Annotated in this window: 18 protein-coding genes; 7 read left to right on the top strand and 11 right to left on the bottom strand. The window is 69.6% G+C overall.

All coding sequences use genetic code 11. The features are described from left to right. Positions 1–15: 15 nt before the first annotated feature. A complete protein-coding gene (locus tag E1262_RS01695; RefSeq protein WP_132101317.1) occupies positions 16–1,446 on the top strand; it encodes a sulfatase family protein in 1,431 nt (476 codons plus the stop codon). A gap of 29 nt (positions 1,447–1,475) precedes the next feature. Here E1262_RS01695 and E1262_RS01700 read toward each other — a convergent pair whose 3' ends face one another. From E1262_RS01700 to E1262_RS01715, 4 genes are all read right to left on the bottom strand, one after another. Continuing rightward, positions 1,476–2,246 (bottom strand): class I SAM-dependent methyltransferase, encoded by a 771-nt coding sequence (locus tag E1262_RS01700; RefSeq protein WP_132101318.1) that lies wholly within the window; start codon positions 2,244–2,246, stop codon positions 1,476–1,478. Positions 2,247–2,416: 170 nt separating this feature from the next. Then, positions 2,417–3,007, bottom strand: a complete 591-nt coding sequence (locus tag E1262_RS01705) for a TetR/AcrR family transcriptional regulator (RefSeq protein WP_132101319.1) — start codon at positions 3,005–3,007, stop codon at positions 2,417–2,419. A 99-nt stretch (positions 3,008–3,106) separates the two neighbouring features. After that, entirely contained in the window at positions 3,107–4,561 is a 1,455-nt protein-coding gene (locus E1262_RS01710; RefSeq protein ID WP_132101320.1) for an MFS transporter, read from the bottom strand. Positions 4,562–4,757: 196 nt separating this feature from the next. After that, positions 4,758–5,789, bottom strand: coding sequence for a LacI family DNA-binding transcriptional regulator (locus E1262_RS01715; RefSeq protein WP_132101321.1), 1,032 nt, complete (start codon positions 5,787–5,789; stop codon positions 4,758–4,760). Positions 5,790–5,935: 146 nt separating this feature from the next. On the opposite strand from E1262_RS01715, the gene E1262_RS01720 reads away from it, so the two are divergent. From E1262_RS01720 to E1262_RS01745, 6 genes are all read left to right on the top strand, one after another. Continuing rightward, positions 5,936–7,165: an amino acid ABC transporter substrate-binding protein gene (locus E1262_RS01720; RefSeq protein ID WP_132101322.1), complete on the top strand. Its 1,230-nt coding sequence runs from the start codon at positions 5,936–5,938 to the stop codon at positions 7,163–7,165. A gap of 43 nt (positions 7,166–7,208) precedes the next feature. Next, positions 7,209–8,087, top strand: a complete 879-nt coding sequence (locus E1262_RS01725; protein WP_203453442.1) for a branched-chain amino acid ABC transporter permease — start codon at positions 7,209–7,211, stop codon at positions 8,085–8,087. Beyond that, the gene (locus E1262_RS01730; RefSeq protein ID WP_203453443.1) at positions 8,071–9,144 is read left to right on the top strand and encodes a branched-chain amino acid ABC transporter permease; all 1,074 of its coding nucleotides are present in this window, start codon (positions 8,071–8,073) and stop codon (positions 9,142–9,144) included. Before E1262_RS01725 ends, E1262_RS01730 begins: the two co-directional genes overlap by 17 nt. Beyond that, positions 9,141–9,917: an ABC transporter ATP-binding protein gene (locus tag E1262_RS01735; protein ID WP_132101324.1), complete on the top strand. Its 777-nt coding sequence runs from the start codon at positions 9,141–9,143 to the stop codon at positions 9,915–9,917. The genes E1262_RS01730 and E1262_RS01735 overlap by 4 nt, the downstream gene beginning before the upstream one ends. Further along, on the top strand, positions 9,907–10,656 hold the full coding sequence (locus tag E1262_RS01740) for an ABC transporter ATP-binding protein (protein WP_132101325.1): 750 nt from the start codon (positions 9,907–9,909) through the stop codon (positions 10,654–10,656). The genes E1262_RS01735 and E1262_RS01740 overlap by 11 nt, the downstream gene beginning before the upstream one ends. Positions 10,657–10,806: 150 nt before the next feature. Next, positions 10,807–13,122 carry a PQQ-dependent sugar dehydrogenase gene (locus E1262_RS01745; RefSeq protein WP_132101326.1) on the top strand — a complete coding sequence of 772 codons (2,316 nt, stop codon included), beginning with the start codon at positions 10,807–10,809 and terminating at the stop codon, positions 13,120–13,122. Positions 13,123–13,283: 161 nt separating this feature from the next. On the opposite strand, the gene E1262_RS01750 is transcribed toward E1262_RS01745, so the two are convergent. The 7 genes from E1262_RS01750 to E1262_RS01780 form a co-directional block, all read right to left on the bottom strand. Beyond that, on the bottom strand, positions 13,284–17,978 hold the full coding sequence (locus tag E1262_RS01750) for a ThuA domain-containing protein (protein ID WP_162605721.1): 4,695 nt from the start codon (positions 17,976–17,978) through the stop codon (positions 13,284–13,286). A gap of 114 nt (positions 17,979–18,092) precedes the next feature. Continuing rightward, a complete protein-coding gene (locus tag E1262_RS01755; protein ID WP_132101328.1) occupies positions 18,093–18,968 on the bottom strand; it encodes a sugar phosphate isomerase/epimerase family protein in 876 nt (291 codons plus the stop codon). Then, positions 18,965–19,735: an ABC transporter ATP-binding protein gene (locus E1262_RS01760; protein ID WP_132101329.1), complete on the bottom strand. Its 771-nt coding sequence runs from the start codon at positions 19,733–19,735 to the stop codon at positions 18,965–18,967. The genes E1262_RS01755 and E1262_RS01760 overlap by 4 nt, the downstream gene beginning before the upstream one ends. After that, the gene (locus tag E1262_RS01765) at positions 19,732–20,481 is read right to left on the bottom strand and encodes an ABC transporter ATP-binding protein (protein ID WP_203453444.1); all 750 of its coding nucleotides are present in this window, start codon (positions 20,479–20,481) and stop codon (positions 19,732–19,734) included. Before E1262_RS01765 ends, E1262_RS01760 begins: the two co-directional genes overlap by 4 nt. Before the next feature lie 70 nt (positions 20,482–20,551). After that, complete coding sequence (locus E1262_RS01770; RefSeq protein ID WP_132101331.1) at positions 20,552–22,033, bottom strand: ABC transporter substrate-binding protein; 1,482 nt, start codon at positions 22,031–22,033, stop codon at positions 20,552–20,554. Next, the gene (locus E1262_RS01775; RefSeq protein WP_132101332.1) at positions 22,030–23,103 is read right to left on the bottom strand and encodes a branched-chain amino acid ABC transporter permease; all 1,074 of its coding nucleotides are present in this window, start codon (positions 23,101–23,103) and stop codon (positions 22,030–22,032) included. Before E1262_RS01775 ends, E1262_RS01770 begins: the two co-directional genes overlap by 4 nt. Next, entirely contained in the window at positions 23,100–24,173 is a 1,074-nt protein-coding gene (locus tag E1262_RS01780; protein WP_132101333.1) for a branched-chain amino acid ABC transporter permease, read from the bottom strand. Before E1262_RS01780 ends, E1262_RS01775 begins: the two co-directional genes overlap by 4 nt. Between the last annotated feature and the right edge of the window lie 19 nt (positions 24,174–24,192).

Genomic DNA, 24,192 nt, shown 5'->3' on the forward strand with positions numbered 1-24,192 from the left:
GGAGCACCAGATCGTATGGCGCAGGAACCTCCCGGGCATCCGAACGTCGTCGTCGTCTTCACGGACCAGCAGCGCTGGGATTCGACCGGCGTCCACGGCAACCCGCTGGACCTCACCCCGGTGTTCGACCGGATGGCCGCCCACGGGACCCATGTGGCGCAGGCGTTCGCCGCGAATCCGGTTTGTGCGCCGGCCCGGGCGGCCATCCAGACCGGCCGGTACGGCACGACCAACGGCGTGTTCCGCAACGCGATCCCGCTGCCCGGCGACGCCCGCACCCTGGCGCACCACTTCCGTGACGCCGGATATCGCACCGGCTACATCGGCAAGTGGCATCTGGCGGACACAGAGCCGGTGCCACCGGAGCAGCGTGGTGGCTACGAGCACTGGCTGGGCGCCAACCTGCTCGAGTTCACCTCCGACGCGTATCGCACCGTGGTGTTCGACGGCGATGGCGACCCGGTCCTGGTGCCGGGTTTCCGCTCCGACGCACTGTTCGACGCAGCCGTGCGGTTCGTCGGCGACTGCACGGGCGTGGGCGACCCGGCCGGGCAGCGGCAACCGTTCTTCCTGTTCCTCTCGCTCATCGAGCCGCATCACCAGAACGAGATCGACGCCTTTCCGGCCCCCGAGGGTTATGCCGAGCGCTACCAGGGCCGTTGGATGCCGCCGGACCTCGCGGCCCTGTCGGTGCCCGGCGGCACGGCGCACCAGCACATCGGCGGATACTGGGGACAGATTCGCCGGGTGGACGAGGGGCTCGGCCGGCTGCTGGACGCATTGCGCAGCCTCGACGTGTTCGACGACACCATCGTCGTGTTCACCTCCGATCACGGCTGTCACTTCAAGACGCGCAACACCGAGTACAAGCGGTCGTGCCATGACGCCTCGATCCGGGTACCACTGGCCCTGCGCGGCCCCGGCTTCGACGGCGGCGGAACGGTCACGCGACCGGTGAGCGGCGTCGACCTGGCACCGACGCTGCTGCACGCCGCCGGCCTGCCCGTGCCGGAGCAGATGCAGGGGCGGTCGTTCCTGCCGCTGCTCCGCGATCCCGGCACGGAGTGGCCCGACGACGTGTTCGTGCAGGTGAGCGAGTCGGAGGTCGGCCGGGTCCTGCGCACGTCGCGGTGGAAGTACTACGTCGCCGCACCGGGTGCCGACCCGTGGCGTGACGCGGCCGCCGACCGCTATGTCGAGTCCGCGCTCTACGATCTGACCCACGACCCGTACGAGCTGGTCAACCTGGCCGGCGTCGAGTCACATCGCGAAGTGGCCGACGAGCTTCGGCAACGCCTGGCCGACCGGATGGTGGAGGCCGGCGAGGGCAAGCCGCTCATCGAGCCGGCCCCGGTCGTCGCGACCACCGGGCAGCGGCGGGTCGACCCGGCCGTGCGGACGTCGTCGTTGCGGCCCACACGCCTGGGCCACCAGCCTCCGCAGTAGTCCGCCGCCGCCCGTAACGCGCGGCCTGGCTAATCGAGGTGACGACGAGCGGCGACGATCCAGGCGCGAGCATCGAGCAGCACGCCCTGCGGGGTCGCGTGCGCGGCGAGCCGCGCGCCCAGGCGCTCCCGGGCGCGCGGGCGCTCGGTCCCGGCCAGCCGCCCGAGAGCGTCCTGCGGTGCCTTCAACTGCAACACCGCCTCGAGCGCCGCGCCCACGTCTGCGCCGTACCAGACCGGCGCCCCGACGCCGGAGAACTCGACCTCGCCGAATCCCGCCGACTCGAGCAGCGAGCGCGTCGAGTCGCGATCGGCGAGAGAGAACGCGCTGTCGTCTCCGGGCACCGCATCCGCGCCGCCCAGGATGGCCTCGATCGGTGCGCCCGCCCACTCGTTGACGTTGCGCTCCCGCCAGACCATCATCACCAAGCGCCCGCCGGGTCTGGTCGCCCGGGCGAGATTGGTGAACGCCGCCATGGGATCGGCGAAGAACATCGTCCCGAATCGGCTCATCACCAGGTCGAATTCGTCATCGGGGAACGGATGCGCCTGCGCGTCGGCGACTTCGAACGCCACGTTGCGCAGCCTTTCCGCCTCGGCGATGTCGCGCGCTTCGTCGATCCGCGCCGGCGAGACATCGACCCCCAGCACGCGGCCCTCCGCCGCGATCCTGGCGGCGTCGCGCGTCGTACGACCGCTGCCACAACCGACGTCGAGCACCCGGTCCCCTCGCCCGATGCCGAGCGCCGCACGGAACGGCGGGTCGAGATGACGCAGTTCGGCATCGTAGTCGAAGGCCACGACGCCGACGCTAATGGGTGAGTGGTGCGTCGAGCCGCCAGGCCCGCAGATCAGCCGGGGCTTGCAGCGCGGCCGCCATCGCGCACAGGCACAGCCGGTCGGCGTCCATCCTTCTGGGCCGTACCGCCGATCTCGCCCGAAACGGCCCGTTTTCGCCGCGGGCAGGCCCGTCAGGCGTCACCACGCTCGTCGGCGAGGTGCTCGATCCAGAGCCGGAGCTGTCGAGCCTGATCCGTGACCACGGTGGGATCCTGAAGCGCGTTCGCGAGCAGCGCGGCGCCCTGATAGCCGGCCACCAATGTCATGGCGAGGCTCTGTGCATCTTCCCGACCGAGCAACCGGAACTGTTCGTACGCCCAGTCGATCTGCAAGGACATGAGCACCGACGCCGCCTTCTCCATACCGTCGCGGCGCTTGTCGAGCTGTGCGCACAGCCCGCCATGCGGGCACCCATGGCTGGCGACCATGTCAGCCTGCTGTGCGAACTGGTGAGTGAAGGCGACGAGCCGCTCCGGCGCCGTGGGGTGCTGATCGAGGGCACGAAGCCGCGTCCGGATCTCCTCGGCCTGCGCGTCGATCACGGCACGGATGATGTCGTCCTTGGCCTTGAAGTAGTAGTAGACGTTGCCGAGGGGAACCTCGGCGGCATGCGCGATATCGGCGAGGGTCGTCCGCTCCACGCCCTGATGGTGGAACAGCTCCCTGGCGCTGGCGACGAGTCGTTCGCGCTTGCCGGCACGAGCGATGACTGAGTTAGTCATCCCACTAGATTAGCTGACTCGCCTCGTGAGGACCGGCTCAGAATGATCGGCCGGCCGGCGGTGGCGGGTGCCGCCAGACAGCATCCGCCACCGCGACCATCAGTCGTCGGCCTGCTCGGCGACGGGCACGAGCGGCGGGTGATCGGGGCCGAGCGCAGGCGGTCGCCGGAGCAGGAGGAGCGCGGACACGACACCGACGCCGGCAAGGACCACGCAGGCCAGGAACCCGGCCTGATGGCCTTCGACGACCGCGCCGAGCGGATCGCCGCCGCCGGCGATCACGTCGTTGGTACGCGAGACCGCAACCGTCGACACGATGGCCGTCCCGACGGCCGCGCCGATCTGGAACGTGGTGTTGCTCAGCCCCGACGCCAGTCCCGCTTCGCGCTCGTCGACGCCGGCCAAGGCGGCGATCGAGCAGGTGACGAACGTCAGACCAACGCCGAGGCCGCAGATGAGCAGGCCGAGGAAGATGTCGCCGAAATAGCTGCCACCGGCCGACACCTGGGTGAGGTAGAGGCATCCGATACCCAGCAGGGCCAGGCCCGCGGTGGCGACGACCCGGAAACCGATCTTGAGCACCAGACCCTGGCCGGCGATGGCGGCGACCGTGACCGCAAGCGGGAACACGATCGAGGTGAGACCGAACTTGACGGCCGAGTAGCCGAGCACCTGCTGGGCATACAGGGTGAGGATGAACGGCATCCCGAAGCCGATGGTGGAGAACAGCAGCATCGTCACGTTCGCACCGACCAACGTCCACGACCGCAGAATCCGCAACGGGAGCAATGGCGCCGCCACCCGAGACTCGACCACCGCGAACAGGACGAACAACACCGCCGACCCGACCAGCAGGCCAACCGTCTGCGGGTCGCCCCATCCGGCCTCCGGCGCCTCCACGACGCCGTACACCAGCAGCACCAGCGCCGCCGTCGCCGCGAGGGCTCCCAGCGGGTCAAAGCCACGACGCTGTTCCACGGCGCGGCTCTCGCGCAGCAACCGCGGCGCCAGCGCCAGAGCCGTGGCCCCGATGGGAAGATTGATCAGGAAGATCCACTCCCAGCTGATGTCGGTGAGCGGGCCACCGATCAGCCAACCGGCCGTCCCGCCGACCCCGCCCAGCGCGCCCCAGATGCCCAGCGCCTTGTTCCGCTCCGGGCCCTCCGCGAACGTCGTCGTCACGATCGACAACGCCGTCGGCGTCAAGACCGCGGCACCCACCCCCTGGAACGCACGCGCGACGATCAGCGCCGCCGGCGACCACGCAAGGGCGCACAGCAACGACGCCACCGTGAACAACGCCAGTCCGATCATGAACATCCGGCGCCGTCCTACCAGGTCGGCCGATCGGCCACCGAGCAGCAGCAATCCGCCGAAGGTCAGCGCATATGCGCTCAGCACCCACTGCAGATCCCGTGGTGCGAAGCCGAGATCCGTCTCGATCGAGGGCAACGCGACGACCACGATCGCCGAATCCAGGATCACCATGAAGAACGCGCCGCACAGTAGCGCCAGTGCCTTCCAGCGGCGCGGATCGGGCACGACCTGGACCATGAGACACTCCGAAAGCTCGTAGTTAGTTGGACAACTAACTCACCATGGCATCGGAGCACCGCACAAGCTCTGTTCACCAGGAGCTGAAGGAGCCGGCAGCGTGCCAGCTGCCGCGCGGGCGGTCATGGGGATTCGCCCAGCGACGACCACGGCCGTCGATCACCGGCGCCTCATGACGGCGACCCGTGGCCCGCGCTCATGCGGGCGGCGGTGCGGTCGAATCACGCACCACGAGCTCGTGTCCGGCCACGCGTCGACGTGGTCGCGCAGCCGGTTCCTTCAACGCCAGCTCGAGTGCCAGAGCCCCCATCTCCGTCATCGGCAGCCGCACGGTGGTCAGCGACGGAGCCAGGTCCTGAGCCACCGCGACGTCGTCGAATCCGGCTACCGAGATCCGGCCCGGGACGGCGATCCCATGGGAGCGGAAGACCGACAGGATCCCGATCGCCATGTCGTCGTTGAGAGCGAGCACCGCGGTCACGCCCGGGTGCTCGGCGAGGATCGTCTCGGCGGCTTCCTTCCCGCCTGCGCGGGTGAACTCCGCCTCTACCTGCGGCACCGTCGTGAAGTCCAGGCCGGCTGCGCCGAACGCCTCGGCGACCCCGCTGATCCGGTCCGCGATCGTGGTCAGCGCCCGCGAGCCGGTGGCGATCGCCAGCCGCCGGTGCCCCAGGGCGAGGAGGTGCTCGGCGATCGCCCGGCCACCCGCGGCGTTCTCGGGCAGCACCGCGTCGACACCCAGATGATGCCGGCCGATCACGGCGACGCGGCCGCCCGCCGCACGGTAGGCCTGGAGCTCCGCCTTGGCGGCAGCTTCCAGCCGCGCGTCCAGGAATCCCGAGCCGGCGATGACGATCGCGCCCACGCGGCTCGCGACCAGGGTGCGGATCTGGTCGAGCTCGCGCCTCGGGTCGCGACCGGTGTGACAGATCTGGACCATGAGCCCTTCCCGGGCGCCGACCCGCAGCACACCACTGGCGATCTCGGTGAAGTACGGGTCACCGATCTCGCGCACGACCAGCCCCACCGACCGGGACGTGCCGGCCGCGAGACTGCGGGCGTGGAGGTTGGCGACGTACCCCATACGCTTGGCCACCTCGCGCACCCGCTCGGCCAGCGGCTCACTGACGCCGGACGCTCCGGACAAGCTCCGCGAGGCCGTCGCGATCGAGACGCCCGCGTGCTCGGCGACGTCCTGCAGGCGCAACGTCGTCCGCCGCTTGGCCACGCTCGCTCCTTCGCCTGTCGCCTGCGCCATCCAGGGGCATATGTGAGCCTTGCCACAATCGAATCTCCGCCCCTAGGCTAACGGAAAGCGCTTACGAAAGCGCTTACCAACCCGGGTACGACTTGTTCAGTTCAACGAGGAGCGACATGACCGTCCCCAACGGCCTTCGCATCACCGCTCTCGCCGCCGCCAGCTGCCTGGCGCTCACGGCTTGTATCAGCGGCGACGACCAGGGCACGGACGCCGAAGGCGGCGACGACACCATCAGGATCGGCATCTCTCTGCCGTTGACCGGCGACTTCGCGGAGCCGGGCAAGGGTGTGCAGCAGGGCTATGAGGCCTGGGCGGCGTACACGAACGAGAACGGCGGCCTGCTCGGCCGGGACGTCGAGCTGACGATCCTGGACGACCAGTCGAACGCGGACCGGGTCGCCGCAGACTACGAGAGGCTGATCAACGAGGACGGCGTCGACCTGGTCTTCGGGCCGTTCTCGACCCGCCTCGTGATCCCCGCCGCGCAGGTCGCGCAGGACTACGGCTTCCTGTTCGTCGAGCCCGCCGGCGCCGCGCCCGAGGTGTTCAGCCAGGGTTTCGACAACCTCTTCTACGCGGCTCCCGCCGTCGCCGACGACCACTACAACCACCTTGCCGACGCGATCGAGGCGATGCCCGCGGCCGAGCGACCCCAGACCGCCGCCTACGCGGCCATGGACGATCCGTTCGCGATGGGGACCGCCTACGGCCTCAAGGCGCGCCTGGAAGCGATGGGCGTCACGACCGTGGCCGACGAGGTCTATCCGCCGAACACCACCGACTTCAGCAGCATCGCGGCGACGATCGCCAGCAGCGACGCCGACATCATGGTCGGCGGGTCGCAGTACCAGGACGCGGTCAATCTGATCCTCGCGCTCCAGCAGCTGGACTACCAGCCACGGATGGCGGCGTTCTCGACCGCACCGACCAACCCGGAGTTCCCCGAGGCGATCGGCGAGAAGACCGAGGGCATCCTGTCCCCGACCGGCTACACCCCGGAGGCGGACTACCCCTCCAACCAGGAGTTCGTCGAGTTCTACACCGAGGAGTACGGCACCGCGCCGGGTGAGGATCAGGCCAACGCGTGGACGACCGGCCAGGTCGTCGCCGCCGCGGTCGAGGCCGTCGGGTGTGCCGACCCCGAGCCCGACTGCCAGCAGCAGCTCATCGACTGGCTGCACGAGAACGAGGTCGAGACCGTCGTCGGCCCGCTCAGCTGGGACGCCGACGGCCGCCCGGAGGGCGCCCACCTGATCCAGCAATACGTCGACGGCCAGATCCGGATCGTCCTCCCGGAGGATGCGGCCGAAGCCGAGTTGATCGTCGAGAAGCCGGCGTGGTGAACGCCACCGGCGGACACCACCAGCCCCGAAAGGTCTGACCGGCATGTCGTTGTTCGTGCAGAGCCTGGTGCTCGGCGTCCTGCTGGGAGGGCTCTACGCCCTCCTGGCGGCCGGCCTCACGCTCTACTTCGGCGTGATGCGCGTGGTGATGATCGCCCACTCGGCGTTCCTCATCCTGGCCGCCTACCTCGCCTGGGTGTTCACCCGGGAGACCGGCCTCGACCCCCTGCTGTCCATGGTCGGCACGGTGCCGCTCTTCTTCGTCGTCGGCGTCGCCATCCAGCGGTTGCTGATGGCCCGCCTCCGGCCGGCCACGCTGACGATGATGTCGGTGCTGCTGACGTTCTCGATCGCGCTGGTCATCGAGGGCATGCTCGGCTGGCTCTTCACCGGCACGCAGCGCCGGGTCCGGCTGCCCTACGGTGGCGCCGACTTCGAGGCGGCCGGCGCCAACGTGGCGGTGGTCAAGCTGATCGCGTTCGTGCTGGCCGCGCTGTCGCTGCTGGCGCTGTACCTGTTGCTGACGCGCACCCGCTTCGGTCAGGCGCTGCGGGCGACGATCCAGCACCCCGAGGCCGCCCGTCTGGTGGGGATTGACACCGATCGCACCGCCGGTTACGGCTTCGGCATCGGGCTGGCGACGGCGGCGATCGGCGGGACCGCGCTGGCGCTGGACTCCACGATCTACCCGTCGCTGCACTGGCACTGGATCGGGCCCCTGATGGCGATCATCGTGGTGGGTGGCCTGGGCAGCATCCCGGGCGCCGCGATCGCCGCGATGATCCTCGGCATAGGGCAGGCCCTGCTCCAGATCCCGCTCAATACCACGTGGGCGCAGACGATCTTCTACGTGGCGCTCTTCGTCACCCTCATGGTCCGCCCGCAGGGATTCTTCGGAGGTCGTCTTGCCCAGCGCTTCTGACCGGACCCGCGGGTCGGGCCTGACCACCGCACTCAAGATCGTCGGGATCCTCGCCCTCGCCGCCGCGGTGCTGTCGTTCCCCTCCTTCGCCGCCAACCCCTTCATCCTGTCGGTGGGCGTCGTGATCATGAGCTACGCCGTCCTCGCGACCGGGTGGAACTTCGTCGGCGGGTTCACCGGCTACATGTCGCTCGGCCACGCGGCCTACTCCGGCCTCGGGGGCTACGCCACCGCGCTACTGATCATCGAGTCCGGGATCAACCCCTGGCTGGCGCTGGTCCTCGGCGCACTGCTCACCGCGGTGATCGCCGTGCCGGTGGGCATCGCCAGCCTGCGCGTGCGCGGAGCGTCGTTCGTCATCGTCTCGATCGCCTTCGTGCTGATCCTGCAGCTGGTCTTCCAGTCGTGGGGCGAGTTCACCGGCGGGTCGAACGGACTGAGGGTGCCGCGGCCGTTCGGTCCCGACGTGCTCCGTCCCGAACAGCACGAGCGCTTCTTCTACCTCCACGCCGCGGTGCTGGCGATCGCCCTCCTCACCTGGTGGCTGATCGACCGGTCGCGGTTCGGCATCGGGCTCAAGGCGATCCGCGAGGACGAGGACAAGGCGCAGGCGCTCGGCATCCCGACGTTCAACTACAAGCTCGTGGCGTTCGTCGTCTCCGCGTTCTTCACCGCGGTCGGCGGCGGGCTCTACGCGCTGTGGTTCGGCTTCCTCGACCCGATCTTCCAGTTCTCCATCCTCATCGGCTCGTACATGGTGCTGATGAGTCTGCTGGGCGGCATCCGCAGCCTGTTCGGGCCGATGCTCGGAGCCCTGGTCGTCGGCTACTCCGTCGAGTTCTTCAAGAACGAGTACGGCGACACCCAGTTCCACCTCGTCGCCACCGGGCTCCTGCTCGGACTGGTCGTGCTGTTCATGCCCGACGGCGTCCTCCCGGCCCTCGCGGCGCTGCTGCGGCGGTTCCGCCCGCAGGAGTCGTCCATCCGCGAGGTCACCCAGGCCGAGCTCGCCGAGCAGCGGAACTCCGACCCGATCACGCAGGGGGCGAAGCGATGACCGCGCTCCACGAGCAAGGCGCCGGCCAGCAGGAATCGGTACGGATCGGCCTCGCCGCCACGGGCTTGTCGAAGGCGTTCGGCGGTGTCCGGGCCGTCCACGACGCCACCGTGGCGTTCCACCACGGCAAGATCAACGCCCTGATCGGCCCCAACGGCTCGGGGAAGACGACGTTCTTCAACTGCGTGACTGGAATGATCAAGCCCGACAGCGGGACCGTGACCTACTACGGCGCCGACATCACCGGGAAGGCACCGCACCGGATCGCCCGCGCCGGCGTCGGACGCAGCTTCCAGCTGTGCCGGATCTTCCCCCGGATGACCGCACTGGAGAACGTGCTGGCGGCCGTCCGTCCGCCGAGCAAGACCCGCCTGCTCGCCTCCGCCCACCACCACGGCGATGTCGCGCGGGCCCGGGAGCTGCTCTCCCGCGTCGGCATCGAACACCTCGAGGGCGCCGAGGCGCGCGCCCTGTCCTACGGGCAGCAGAAGCTGCTCGAGCTCGCGGGCGTGCTGATGGCCGACCCGGACACGATCATGCTCGACGAGCCGGCCGGCGGCGTGAACCCGGCCCTCATCGAGCGGATCGCCGGGCTGGTCCGCTCGCTCAACGCCGAGGGCAAGACGTTCATCGTGGTCGAGCACAACATGGAGCTGGTCATGAGTCTCTCCGACCACGTGGTCGTCTTCGACCGCGGCAGCCAGATCAGCGAAGGCCCGCCTTCAGTGGTCCAGAACGACCCCCGAGTCCTGGAGGCCTACCTTGGCGTCTGACTACCTGCTCGAGCTCGACGACATCGAGGCGGGCTACGGGCGCGCCGCCCTGGTGCTGCGCGGCCTGACCGTGAAGGTCCCCGCGGGGTCGGTCGTGTGCCTGGTCGGACCCAACGGCGCCGGCAAGTCCACCGTCCTCAAGGTCGCCAGCGGCATGCTCGCGCCTCGCTCCGGCACGATCCGCGTCTGCGGCGACGACGTGACCGGCTTCGGACCGCAACAGATGCTGACCGCTGGTCTCTCCCACGTGCTCCAAGGACACAGCGTGTTCCGGGAGATGACCGTCGAGGAGAACGTCCTGCTGGGCGCCTACACGATCCGCGACCGCGCCGCGATCGCCGAGCGGGTCGGCTTCGTCAAGGAGCTGTTCCCCGTCGTCGGCGACCGGTGGAAGGCGCTGGCCGGAGCGCTGTCCGGCGGCGAGCAGAAGCAGGTCGAGTTCGCCCGCTCGCTGATGGTCAGCCCGCGGGTGGTGCTGCTCGACGAACCGTCGATGGGCCTCGACCCCAGGGCGACGGCGTCCGTCTTCGAGCAGGTGATCCGGATGCGTGACGCGGGCACCGCCGTCCTGCTCGTCGAGCAGAACGCGCGCCGCGCGCTCGAGACCGCCGACCTCGGCTGCGTGCTGGACCTCGGCCGGGTCCACATCGACGGTCCCGCCTCCGAGCTGCTCAAGGACCCCCAGCTCGCCGAGCTGTACCTCGGCGGCCGGCCCGCCGCGGCACCACCCGCATCGTGACGCACGGAGGCCGGACGCCGACCGCGAAGGTCCCAGGCGGCGGCGAGTCCCACAACGGAAAGGAAACCAGCCCGGATCGGCTCGGCCGCACCCGCAAGTAGATCGCAGCAGTTGTTCCCATCCGCATCCGACAGTGAGGGACGAGGACCCATGCGCAAATCACGTCGACGGCTCGCGGCTGTCACGGCCTTCGTGCTCGCAGCGGCGCTCACCCCGCTCTACCCGCCGGCCACGGCGGACACCCCCGACCCCGACGCCCCCATCACCGACCCGATCCCGCAGGCGGTCAAGCCGTCCACTCGCGGCCTGATCCTGGAGGAGTACGCCCAGCTCCCCGCGTCCACGCCCAACGGGCCGGTCACGGACGTCCGGATCGGCTCGAGGCACAACCGGATCAACTACCTCGGCGAAGTGCCGGACGGCTCCGGCCGGATGTACGTGCCCGACCTCAACGGCCCGCTGTACCTCCTGCACGACGGCGAGCCCCAGCTCTACCTCGACATCGCGGCGCGCTATCCGCACTTCCTGTCCTGGCGCGGTCTCGGATCCGGGTTCGGGTTCGTGGCGTTCCATCCGGAGTTCGAGGACAACGGCACGTTCTACACCGTCCACTCCGAGACCCCCGACGCCCCTGGCGAGCTCACGTACCCGTCCCAGCCGCTGACCTCCTCCTCGGTGACGAGCGTGGTCACCGAGTGGATCGCCACCGACCCCGCGGCCGACACGTTCAGCGGCACCAGCCGGGAGATCTTCCGGTTCCGCTTCGGGGGTCAGATCCACGCGATCCAGCAGATCGACTTCAACCCCCACGCCCGGCCCGGCGACGAGGACTACGGGCTGCTCTACCTCGCCGTCGGCGACGGCGGCATCGGGGTGAACAGCGACGTGCCCCAGGACCTCACCACGCCGTCGGGCAAGATCCTCCGGATCGACCCGGCCGGGGCGAACGGCCCGAACGGCCAGTACGGCATCCCCTCGTCGAACCCGTTCGTCGGCGAGCCGGGCGCCATCGGCGAGATCTACGCCGTCGGCATGCGCGACCCGCACCGGTTCAGCTGGGACAGCCGCAACCCCGACGACATGTACCTCGGGCACATCGGCCAGCGTGCCGTCGAGGCGGTCTACGCCGTCGACGCCGGGGACAACTTCGGGTGGCCGGTGATCGAGGGCCGCTACGCCTACCGCAACCAGACCCAGTGCTGGCTCTACCCGATGACGGAGGAGATGAAGTCCGCCGGCTACGAGTACCCGGCGGCCTCCTACGATCACGAGAAGCCCGCCAACTGGCCGTGCAACTCCGACTCCGGACACGCGATCTCCGGCGGGTTCGTGCATCGCGGCGACCTTCGCGGCCTGTACGGCACCTACGTCTTCGGCGACCTGGTCGAGGGCCGCGTGTACTACAGCCAGATCACCGGACGTGCCGACGACACGGGCCACGACAACGACGTCTCGCGCGAGGCGCAGATCTACGAGCTCTCGCTCTACGACACCGACGGCACCCGGATGCGGATGACCGACTTCGTCGGCGACGGACGCGTCGACCTGCGCTTCGGCACGGACTCCGACCAGAACCTCTACCTGCTGGCGAAGGCCAACGGGATGATCTGGCGGGTCGTGGGCATGAAGTACGAGTCGATCCGTTCGGAGGTCGCCCCGTCGATCGCGGAGGACCTCGTCGCGTCGTACGACTTCGAGCACCCGTTCGCGGCCGACGACTCCTGGGAGGAGGATCAGGGATGGTCGCGCACGCTGATCAGGCTGGTCAACGGCGGTGAGGACATGCGGGTCGACGACGGCGCCTACCCGGGCAGCCACAACGCCCTGCAGCTGCACAGCGCCGCCGGGTCGCCGACCGGCCGGCCGTGGAAGGCGGGCGTGTACTCCGCGGACGCCGACGGAGTGGAGTCGCTGAGCCGCTTCAACGGCGCGGAGGGCATCACGGTGATGGGCTGGTTCAAGATGACCGGCCCGAACCCGACCCCCGGCTACAACGCGATCGGCCTCGCCGGCGTCCTGAGCGGCAACTCCGACGGCCACGGAGTCCGTGCCCTGCTGGAGCTGATCCAGGTCAACGGTGACCTGCGGCTCGTCGCCCTCGGCCGGCGGATCGACACCGGCGCCTCGCAGACGTTCGCCGCGGAACAGGACTGGCGAGAACTGCTCCCCGAGGGCGAGTGGGTCCATCTGGCCGCGACGTTCGACTACACGACCGGAGAGATGGCGCTCTACCGCAACGGGCAGCCGATCGAGGGCTTCTACACCAACGCCGGCGACCCGTGGCAGGTCGACGGGACGGGTACGTCGCCCACCAACCCCCGCGGCATCAAGATCGGCGGCTCCTATCCGCAGGACGGCACCGAGCGCAACCCCTGCAACTGCCGGATGGATGCCCTGATGTTCTTCGACGACGACCTGGAGGCTGACGAGATCCTGACGCAGTACCGCCGGTTCCGCGGCAACTGACCGCCCGGACCACTGACACGGCCCCGCCAGGACGGCGGGGCCGTGTCGCGTTCTGCTGTCATCGACCGCTGCACGTGTCGGGGCCCGGCGCGTGGTGCGCCGGGCCCCGACCCTTGCTGACCGCGGCGGGGAGGAGAGTGCCCGCCGCGGCCATGTCCCCGTCAGCCGAGGGCGAAGGAGCCGCCGGACCTCCCGACGTCGCTCCGGGCGGCGGCCCGCTGGATGCTGCTCGCCTCGCGCCCGGTGATGACGCCGTCGGCCTGCAGCTGCTGGGTGACCTCGGTGACGTGCCGGAGGAACGCCCCTCGGCTGCTCCACGGCTGCTCGTCGAGGATGAGGTCGTTGATCGTCGTGCCGCTCGACACCGTCCGGTTCGCCACACCGCTGTCGATGCCCCCGACGATCACCATCGTGTCGGCGACGACGACGGTCGACTGCTGCCAGTCACCGACGTTGCCCGCCGCGTCGACGGACCGGTACTCGACCTCGTACACGGCTGCCGGATCGAGCGTGACCGGCCCCGAGTACACCGTGTGGTCGGCGTCGCCGGCCAGGCGGTAGTGCGTCTCGACGGCACCCGACGCCGCATCCGTGGCGGCGAGCGTCAGCGTCGCCGGCCCCAGGTAGACGTCGCCGTCGAGATCGCCCTCGACCGTCGCAGTGGTCTCCGGCGCGGTCACGTCGACCGCGACCTCGACCGTGCCGGCCTCCGACGTTCCCGCGGCGTTGGTCGCGCGGTACGCGACCGTGTGCGTGCCGTCCTCGTCGAGCGTGACCGGCCCGGTGTAGGCCGTCCACTCCCCCTCGCCGACGCGGTACTCGATGTCGGCATCGGGATCGTCCGCGGACAGCGTCACCGTCACCGGCGTGACGTACCAGCCGTCCTGTCCGTCCGGCTCGGCCGGAGCCACGGTGGCCGACACGGTCGGCACCTGGACGCCCGGTCCGGCGTTGAGGTGCAGCCAGTTGACGTTCGCCTCGGCACCCGGGAACACCAGGTACAGCTGGGTGCTGCCCTCGGTCGGGGCGAGGTCGACGGTGACGTCGGTCCAGTTGGCCACGGCAGGGTTGAGGACGATGGAGCCGTCGTTGCCCCGACCGGACGAGTCGGCGAGCGTGGGGCCGCCGGTTTCGTCGACGTCGTAGGCGACGACGTTGCCGCCTGCCTCGCCGGCCGGTCCGGCCATGAGCGCCTGGAGCTGTGCCTGAGTGAGAGCGCTGTCGAAGATGTGGAACTCGTCGAGCGTCGCGTTCAGGTACGGGTCCGCGGCGTACTGCGACCGGATCAGCCAGTTCTGGGTCGTCTCGCCGAGCTCGGCCGGGTTGAACGTCATGTTCGCGTTCGTCGCGACCGGAGCGCCGTCGAGCCACAGTGTTCCGGTGGTCCCGGACAGCGTCACCGCCACGTGGTGCCAGCCGGCGGGCAGCTCCTGGTTGTAAGTGATCTGCTGCTCGGACGCACCCTGCGGCTTGATGGCGTAACGGAGCCCGGGAGCGCCGCCCGCGTTGGGCGTCAGGAACATGTTGACGCCCGTGCCCGACCCGAAGTCGAAGATCCGGGACCAGTCCTGGCCGGTGGCGGCGCGGTTGATCCAGGTGGCGATGGTGAAGTCGCCGGTCAGGTCGCTCACCACACCGACCGGAAGCTCCGCATACCGGTTCGCGCCACCGGAGTTGAACTGGACGGCGTTGCCGAACCCGTCCTTGCCCGGCACCCGGCCTATCTCCGTCGTGGCGGGCACCTCCGCCGTACCCAGCAGCGGACCGTCCGGTGCGTCGCGCCGCACCTCGACCGTCGTGTCGGCCAGCGCCGACACCCGCAGGTCCAGCGACTCGACACCGCCCAGGCTCACCGGGTCGTACGAGGCCCAGTCGCCGTCCGCGCCGCGCATCGTCTCGCCGCCGCCGAGCGGGTCGCTCCCCGGACCGGTGACGACGCCCGTGGACTCACTGAAGTGCTCGGCCTCCGTCCGGGCCGGCCGCAGCAGGTGACTGTTGCCGCCGGTGAGCGGCTGTGCGTCCGGGTGGTCGCCCTCGTCGGTGTAACTGGCGGTGACGATCACGGTGACGTTCTGGCCTTCGTGGCCGCTCTCGGGGTCGGTGAGGATCGTGCCCTCGCACCCGTTCTGCGACGCTCCCTGGTGCACGTGTACCGCGCCGCCGGTGTCGTGGTACACACCCTGCTGCACGGTCACGTCCGCGCAGTCGATGGTGCCATCGGCGGTGGAGCCGTCCTCGGCGTCCGTGACGGACACCCGGAACGGCACCTCGTCGCCCCACTCGAACACCTGACCGTGCGCAGGCAACTCGATGCTGACCTCCGGCTCGGTGTTGCCGACGGTGATCGTCAGATTCGAGCTCGCGGAACGACCTGTGGTGTCGGTGACCACGAGTTGAGCGGTGTAGACCCCCGCCTCGGTGTAGGTGTGCGTCGGATTCGGCTCGGTGCTGGTGGCGCCGTCGCCGAACGACCACTCGAACGTGATCTCGTCGCCGTCGGCGTCGAACGTGCCCTCGGACGAGAACGTCACCTCGACCGGCGGCTGGCCGTTGTCCGGCGTGGCCGACGAATGAACGGTCGGGGTCCGGCCGTCCTTGACATAGCTGATCCGGTACAGGCCGGAGTCGGGGTTGACCCCACCGCCGCCGAAGTTGAACTCGTCTCCCCACTCGATCAGGTACAGATTGCCGTCGGGGCCGAACTCCATGTCGTGCGGCTTGCGCAGGCGCTGGCTGTCCTCGAACCGGAAGCCGTAGAACTGCTCCCGGAGCGAGCCGTTGACGTAGTTGCCGTTGGCGTCGAGGTCCATCGTGGCGATGAAGTCGCGCTCCCACTCCATGACGAACGGCTTGCCGTCGAAGAACGCGGGGAACCTGCCGTCCGCCGTCACGGCCGGGTCGAAGTGGTACGTGTCGCCGGCGTAGGCGGCGCGCCCGGTGCCGTAGGCCGAGCCGCCGGCGACCGGACCGCACGGAACCTCCGGGTACGGCGGCGGGGCCGTGTAGCCGCCCTGGCTGTTGCAGTACGGGTAGTAGACCGTCGGCAGTTGCTCGACGGGCGGCAGCCGGTCGATGCCGGTGTTGTTCGGCGAGTCGTTCACCGGCCCGCCGACGCAGTCGTACGGCTCACCGACCACGTTCGTGGCGAAGTCGAAGTGGCGGTAGGGCTGGCTGTTGACGATGCAGAACGGCCATCCGTAGTTGCTGGCCTCGTGCACCTGGGCCCAGTAGTCGTAGCCACGCGGGCCGCGGTTCGGGTCGACACCGCCGGCCGGGTTGGCGTCGGGGCCCACCAGACCGAAGGTGAGCACGCCGGTCTCCTGGTCGATGTCCAGGGTGAACGGGTTGCGCAGACCCATGACGTAGATCTCCGGCCGCCCCAGTGCGGGGTCGTAGACACCGCCGGGGAAGAGGTCGTCGTGCTCGCCGCTGGTGAAGAGGTTGTCGTCGGGCACGTCGAAGGTACTGCCCACACCCGGGGCGTCGTCGCTGGTGGCGTCCTCGATCGGGTTGATCCGCAGGATCTTGCCCCGCAGGTCGGCGGCGTTGCCGGACGACCGCGCCGCGTCCCACGGCTGGCGACCCGGCCGGTAGTCGAACGGGCCGAAGCCGCCCGACGCGAACGGGTTGGTGTCGTCGCCGGTGGAGATGTAGAGGTTGCCCTCGGCATCGAAGTCGAGGTGACCGCCGGTGTGGCAGCATTCGACCCGCTGGTGCGGGATCTCGAGCAGGACGACCTCGGAGTCCAGGTCGATCTGCTCGCTCAACGGGTCCAGGGTGAACCGCGAGACGTGCTGGACGCCGCCGGCGATCCCGTCGACGGTGCGCGACGCCGGGTCACTGTAGAACAGATAGAGGAAGTTGTTCTCCTCGAACGCCGGGTCCAGCGCGATGCCGATCAGGCCGTTCTCCTGGCCGCGGTAGACCGGGATCTGACCCGCCGTGGAGATCTGCTGGGTGTCCGGGTGGTAGACCTTCACCGCGCCGGCCAGCTCCGTGTAGAAGATGCGACCGTCTGACGCGATGTCGAGCTTCATCGGGTTCGCGGTGTTGTCATCCAGCGCGACCTTCTCGAAGGCGGCGGCGGTGGGAATGCCCTCGCGCGGCTCACCGCAGTCGCCCTCGGCAGTACCGGCCGCCCATTCGATGGCCCAGCCGATGTGCTGCCGGAAGCCCGGGTCGGCGTAGTGGCTGGCCGAGTGCCCGAGGGCGGTGTAGAACGACCGGCCGCCGTCGTACACCGAGCACCAGGAGACCGGGTGGTCCGCGCCCATCTGGCCGCCGTTGTAGGTGGACTCGTCGACCGTCAGCAGGACCTTGACGCCTGCGGCACGAGGGTTCGCGGAGAAGTTGTAGAACTCGTCGCTCGGCCACTGGAACGAGCTTCCGAACTGCGCGGTGGCCGGATGGCCGGGATCCTCGACCTTCACCGTGGCTGACTGGATGGGCGGGTGGTTGACGAAGAACGCACCACCGAACATGTCCTTCCACCACGGCCAGTTCGACTTGTCCGTGTTGGACGTGGAGTGCAGGCCGACGAAGCCGCCGCCGCGCTGGATGTAGCGCTCGAACGCGGTTCGCTGCGGCGTGGTCAAGGTGTTCTCGCCGTCGGTGTAGAACACCACCGCCTCGAACTCGCTCAGGCTCTCGTCGGTGAAGACCGACGCGTCCTGCGTCTCCGTCACCGTGAATCCGTGGTCCGCGCCCAGCGCCTGGACAGCGGCAAGCGCGGCCGGGATCGAGTCGTGCCGGAACCCGGTCGTCTTGTGGAAGAACAGGACCTCGTACCCGGCCTCGGGGGTGTGTGCGGAACTGGTGGCGATGCCGGGGAACAGCGCGGCCAGGAAGGCCGCCACCACCGTGAATGTGAGGTAACGATAAAGTCGTCGCATTGACCTCTCACCGTCGCTTCGTTGCGGATGGGGACGGAAGGTCCGTCCGAGGTGAACAGCCCGACGTGCACGGATCGGTTAGGACACACCCCCTCCCCGCACGACCCCGGTGAGGAAGGCGAGCCCGTCGACGGCGATGGCATCCTGCGTCTTCGCCAACGGCCGCCAGATCGACGCCGCCGTCGCGATCGTCGCGTTGTCGCCGGTGAACGACTCGATCACGAGCGGTCCCCGGTAGCCGGCCGCGTCCAGGGCGGCGACGATGCCGGGCCAGTTCAGGTGATCCGCACCCGGCGCGCCACGGTCGTTCGCGCAGACCTGCACGTGCGCGATCCGGCCGGCGGCTCTCCGGATGGCCTCGGTGATGCTGCGTTCCTCGATGTTCATGTGGTAGACGTCCAGGCCCAGGCCACAGCCCGCGGCCGGGAGGCCGTCGAGCGCCTCCAGTGCCTGGTCGACTGTGTTGATCAGGCTGGTCTCGTAGCGGTTGAGGGGTTCGACGGCCAGGCTGACGCCGGCGTCCATCGCGTGCCGGACCACGGGCTCGAGGCTGTCGCGCAGCTGCTCGTAACAGCCACGTCGCTCCGCCTCGCCGATCCGCCACGTCCTTCCGACCGACGTGTAGATCGGCCCGGCGATCACCGGCGACGAGACCGCCGCCGCGAGGTCGACGACCCGGCGAAGGTAGTCGCGCGTCGACGCGATCGTCTCCCGGTCCGTGCTCACCAGCTCGCGACCCGGCCCCATGGCGACGACGATGGTGGCCGACAGGCCGAGCGAGTCGAGCAGCGTCGCCGCTCGGCCCGGATCCCAGTCGCCCACGTTCTCGACCGGGAGCTCGATCACGTCGAAGCCCCACTCGCGGATCCGCGGCGCCAGCTCGGCCAGCCGCTGGTCGGTCAGCGGCGAGGTCCAGATCCAGGTGTTGGCCCCCAGCGCCCTCCTCGACGTCATGCGCGTTCTCCTTCCGTGTGCTGGTTTCCGGTGGCGATGCCGGCCGGTGCCGTAGAACCGACGCCGAGATAGCGGCGCTGGAGTTCGGGCCGATTCAGCAGCTCGTCGCCGGTGAACTCCGCCTCGATGCGACCGGAGACCATGACGAGCTGGCGGTCGGCCAGCCGCACCGCCGCCCTCAGGTTCTGCTCGACCACGAGCACCGCCACACCCTCGGCCACCAGGTGATGGACGGCGTCGACGAGCACGTCGACGATCGTGGGAGCCAGCCCTTCGGAGGGTTCGTCCATCACGATCAGCGGTGCGTTCAGCAGGAGTGCCCTGCCGACGGCGAGCATCTGCTGCTCGCCGCCGGACAGATCGGCTCCGCCGTGTCGCCGGCGCTGCGCGAGCCGCGGGAACAGCTCGTAGACCGCGTCGGGTGTCCATCGTCTGCCCCGAGCGCGCCGGGCCAGCATGGAGAGGTGCTCGTCGACGGTGAGCGAGGGAAAGAGCCGTCGGCCCTGGGGGACGTAGGCGATGCCGGCGATGGCGATCGTCTCAGGAGCGAGCCCGTCGAGCCTCCGGCCGGCCAGCCGGACTTCGCCGCCCGACGGCCGCACGAATCCGACCAGCGCGTCGCAGAGCGTGGTCTTGCCCATGCCGTTGCGCCCCACGACGGCGACCGACTCGGCCCCCATGCTGAAGCTCAGACCGTCGAGAACCCGGGACGCTCCGTAGCCGGCGCGCAGATCGCGGACCTCGAGCAGTGCATCGTCCGGTGTCATGCAGCCGCCTCCGTGCCGAGATAGATCCGGTGGACGTGCGGATCCGCACGAACCTGCTCGGGTGTTCCGGCCATGACCTGCTCGCCGTCCGCCATCACGACCACCCGCTGCGCGATCCGGAACGCGACGTCCATGTCGTGCTCGATCAACAGCAGGGTCAGCTGGTCGTCGAACGATTCGAGCAGTTCGATCAGCCGCTCCCGCTCCCCGCGGGAGAGGCCGGACGCCGGTTCGTCGAGCAGCATCACGTCCGGCCGCGTGGCGATCGCCATCGCCAGTTCGAGCTGCCGCCGCTGTCCGTGGGCGAGCTCACCCGCCACCACGTCGATCTGCCCGGACAGCCAGGTCCGGGCAGCGACCTCGGCGGCTTCGGCCCGCATCCCGCGATCGGCCCTGGACTGCCAGAGCGCCCGGTGCCGGCCGCTGTGACCCGCGAGCGCGAGATAGATGTTCTCTCGCACCGTGAGGCCGGCGAACGCGCGTGCCTTCTGGTAGGTCCGCGCCAAACCAAGGCGTGGGCGCTGACGAGACGGGCGGTAGGTGCAGTCCTGCCCTTTGATGACCACCGCACCGGTGGTCGGTGTGATGTCGCCGGCGATGACGTTGAACAGCGTGGTCTTGCCGGCTCCGTTCGGTCCGATGACGGCCACTCGCTCGCCCTGGGCGATGTCGAGATCGATACCGCGAAGGGCGCGCAGGCCTCCGAACGCCACCGTGACCGCGCTGACCTGGACGACGGGCGCCATGGCGATCCTCCTCCTTTCCATTCCCTTGCGGGACTCGCCGCCGCCTGGGACCTCGCGGTCGGCTTGGGGACTAGCTCTGCGGGACGCCGTCGACGACGGGGATGGCGTTGCCCTCCCACGGCAGGTCACGCTCCTCGCACGCCGGGAAGTCCCGGCCCGGCGAGGGCGTGTCGGGGCTGAACGTGCCGCCGAATGTCTGGTCGACGCCGGGCACGATGGCCACGGTCTCCTGGACGACTTCCCCGGACTCGTCGAGCACCAGGCGCGACAGGCCGACGTCGACGACGCCGCTGCGGTTCTCGTCCAGGCTGATGTCGCCGTAGGGAAGGTCGAGGGTGAGTCCGGAGATCGCCTCGTGGAAGGCGTCGAGGTCGGACATGTCGCCGCCCACCGCATCCAGCGCCTCGACCAGCGCCACGCCGGCCGTGTAGTAGCCGTAGAAGAACCCGAACGCGGCAGCCACGGACGGCGGAGCGGGCTCGTTGCCGCTCAGCGCCCCGGGGATGGTCTCCCAGGTCTCGTCCGCGGCGGCCAGGTAATTTTCGATCTCCGGAGTCTGGACATCGCCGGGCAGGGTGGCGAAACCACCGACGTAAGCACCGGCGATGTCGGGCCCGAGCGCTTGGGCGAGGCCGGGGTTGAAGAACAGGTTGCCCGCGTGCTGGTCGCCGGTGAGGTCGCCCTTGGCATTGACGAACGCCTCAAGTGACGCCTGGGTCCCGGTGCCGCCGACCGCCCAGAAGTACCCGTCGACCTCGTCCGGGTTCGGCAGTTGGGCGATGTAGGACGAGTAGTCCGTCGTGCCCAGCGGCGGGAAGACCCGGCTGGTGACCTCACCGCCGACGGCACAGAAGTCTGCGATGAAACCGGCCGCCGAGGTGTGGCCGAAGCTGTAGTCGTCGGCGATGACGGCGACGGTGTCCCAGCCCTCCTGGTTGTGCAGCAGGTCGCCGAGACCCGCGTTCCAGATCGCCCCGTCGCCGTAGAAGCGGAAGTAGTTCGGCGCCTGGACCTGCAGCGTCTGCTCCTGCGACCCGGAGATGCCGGCGAGGACGGTGAGCTCGGGGTTCGCCTTGGCGTACTCGGCGATCGCGATGCCCTCGTCACCGGAGAGCGGGCCGATGATCACATTGGCGCCGAGCTGCTCGACCAGGCGGCGCACCTCCTGCAGGATGCGGTCGGCGGTGTCGTCGCCACACCCGATGCCGACGAGCTCGATCGGGGTTCCGGCGACTTCTGCGCCGGTGAAGCCGTCGAGCGCGGTGGTCGACGAGCCCGGGGTCGCGCCGGCGAACTGGGTCATGGCCAGCGTCGCACCGCCGACGACATCCTCGTGGAAGCCGCCGAACGGGCCCTCGCACTGGCCCAGGATCCCCAGCCGGACCCCGTCGCCGCCGGCGGGCGGCGAGCCGGTCCCGTCGCCGGCGACCGTCTCCTGGTCGGCGGGCAGGCCGGCCGATTCGTCGTCGCCGCCGCCGCAGCCCGCGGCCACCAGCGCCAGACCCGCCGTCATGGAGAGCGCCAGCGCCGTTCGTCGCTTCAGTCTGCTCATGATCGTGTTCCTCCGAGTTCCTTCTGAGTAGTCGTGTGCACAGGAAGCGATCCGCCGGTCGACGCAGTGGGCTCGGTCGCGGCGCGGCGCCGCAAGCGGCCGCGCAACCGCTGGACGATCCCCGTCAGGCCCTCCGGTGAGAGGACCATGATCGCCAGCACGATGACGCCGATGACGGTGTTGAACCGGGCCTCGGTGATGCCGATGCGGTCGACGAACGGCAGGTCGCGCAGGTAGGTGAAGACCAGGACGTAGACGAACGCCCCGAGCCAGGCGCCTTCCAGCGACGAGATGCCGCCGATGACGGCGATGATCAGCAGGATCAGCGTCGGCCCGATGGAGATCGACGCCGGGTCGATCTGGCCGTTCCACCACACGTTCAGCAGCCCTGCCAGCCCGGCAACGAACCCGGCCAGGGTGAACGCCAGCGTCCGGTGCAGGGGCACGTTGAACCCCAGTGACGCCATCCGGATCGGGTCGTCGCGGACGCCCTGGAGCGCCAGTCCGAAGGCTGTTCGCCGGATCGTCCGGAAGCCGGCATAGACCACCACGGAGAGCAGTAGTCCTGCGTAGTACAACCGGACCGGCGGTCCCAAGAGGTCCGGCCGCTGGATGCTCGTGATGCCGCCGGGTCCGGAGATCTCGACGATCTGGGCGAACACGAAGTAGCCGATGACCCCGTAGACCAGGGTGAGCATGAGGAAGTAGATGCCCGTGGTCCGGCTCGCGATCGCGCCGAGCAGGAACGCGGCCAGCGTCGTGACCAGGATCGCGAACCCGACGGCGGCCCACGGGTGCCAGCCGAGGTTCAGGCCGCGGGCGCCGCCGTCGAGGGCGGCGTTGCCGAACATGAACCCGGCGATCCCGAACATGAGGAGTTGCGCGAGCGAGGTCATGCCGCCGTACTTGGCCAGGAACACGATGGTCGCCGCGGCCAGGCCCAGGATCAGCGTCTGGGTCATGACGAAGTTGACGAAGAACGCCGTGGCCAGGCTGGGCAGCAGGACCAGGATGAGGACCAGGCCGGCAAGGGCGAGTGTCTCGCCGGTCAGGCGTTCACGCAGGTTCATGCCGGCCTCCCGAACAGTCCGTAGGGACGGATGGCCAGCACGAGCGCCAGGAGACCGAACGTCATGATGATCGCGTAGTAGGAGTACTGGCTGGGCAGATAGGCGGGCGAGAAGGCGACCACCGTGCCGTACAACAGCGAGCCGGCGGCGGCGCCCTTGAGAGAGCCGAGACCGCCGATGATCACGACCACGAGCGCGTTCAGCAGCCAGCTGCCGTCCGTTCCGGGGGCCGCGCCGGCGAACGACGCGCCGAGCACTCCGCCCACGCCGGCCAGGAACGACCCGACGAGGAAGGTGAGCGCGAACACCCGGCGGATGTTGATGCCCAGCCCGCGCACCATCTGCCGGTCGTCCACGCCGGCCCGGATGACGATGCCCACGCTGGTCCGGGTCAGCCACAGCCACAGCAGTACGCCGACCAGCACGGCGATGCCGAGCATGACGAGCCTGGTGACGGCGTAGCGCTCCCCCATGACCGAGAAGAAGTGCGTCACCGCACCCGGCCAGACCATCCGCTGTGCCAGCCCGCCGAACTCACGAAGCATCTGGTCGGCCAGCACGACAGTGATGGCGAGCGTCAGCAGCGTCTGGCGCATCTCCTGACCCTCGTTCCACTGCAGGAACACCTGCTGGATCAGCAGACCGAGCACGGCCGCGACACCGGCGCCGGCCAGCAGAGGGACCAGCCAGTCGAGCAGACCCACGTCAGCCGGGTCGATGTTGCGGGACCGGCCCACCATGGCCTCCTGCACCCGGATGGCGACGTAGGCGGCCAGCAGGAACAGCGACCCGTGCGCCATGTTCACCGTGCGCATCAGTCCGAAGATCAGCGTGAACCCGGACGCCGCGACGAACAGCAGGCCGGCGAAGGTCACACCGTCGAGGACCGTGACCAGGAACTTGCCGGGGTCGTCGACCGCAGCTCCGGCCGGCGTGCCGTCCGCGAGGAACAGCACCCACGCGGCGACGGCCACGGCGATGACGGCGGCGACCCAGACAGGGGGCCGGCGCAACTCCGTCAACCGGCGCCTCGAGGAACTCCGGTCCGCATCGATCAGGGCAGGCGTCATCGGTACCTCCCACTGTTGA

It is taken from the genome of Jiangella aurantiaca (assembly GCF_004349105.1).
Taxonomy (GTDB): Bacteria; Actinomycetota; Actinomycetes; order Jiangellales; family Jiangellaceae; genus Jiangella; species Jiangella aurantiaca.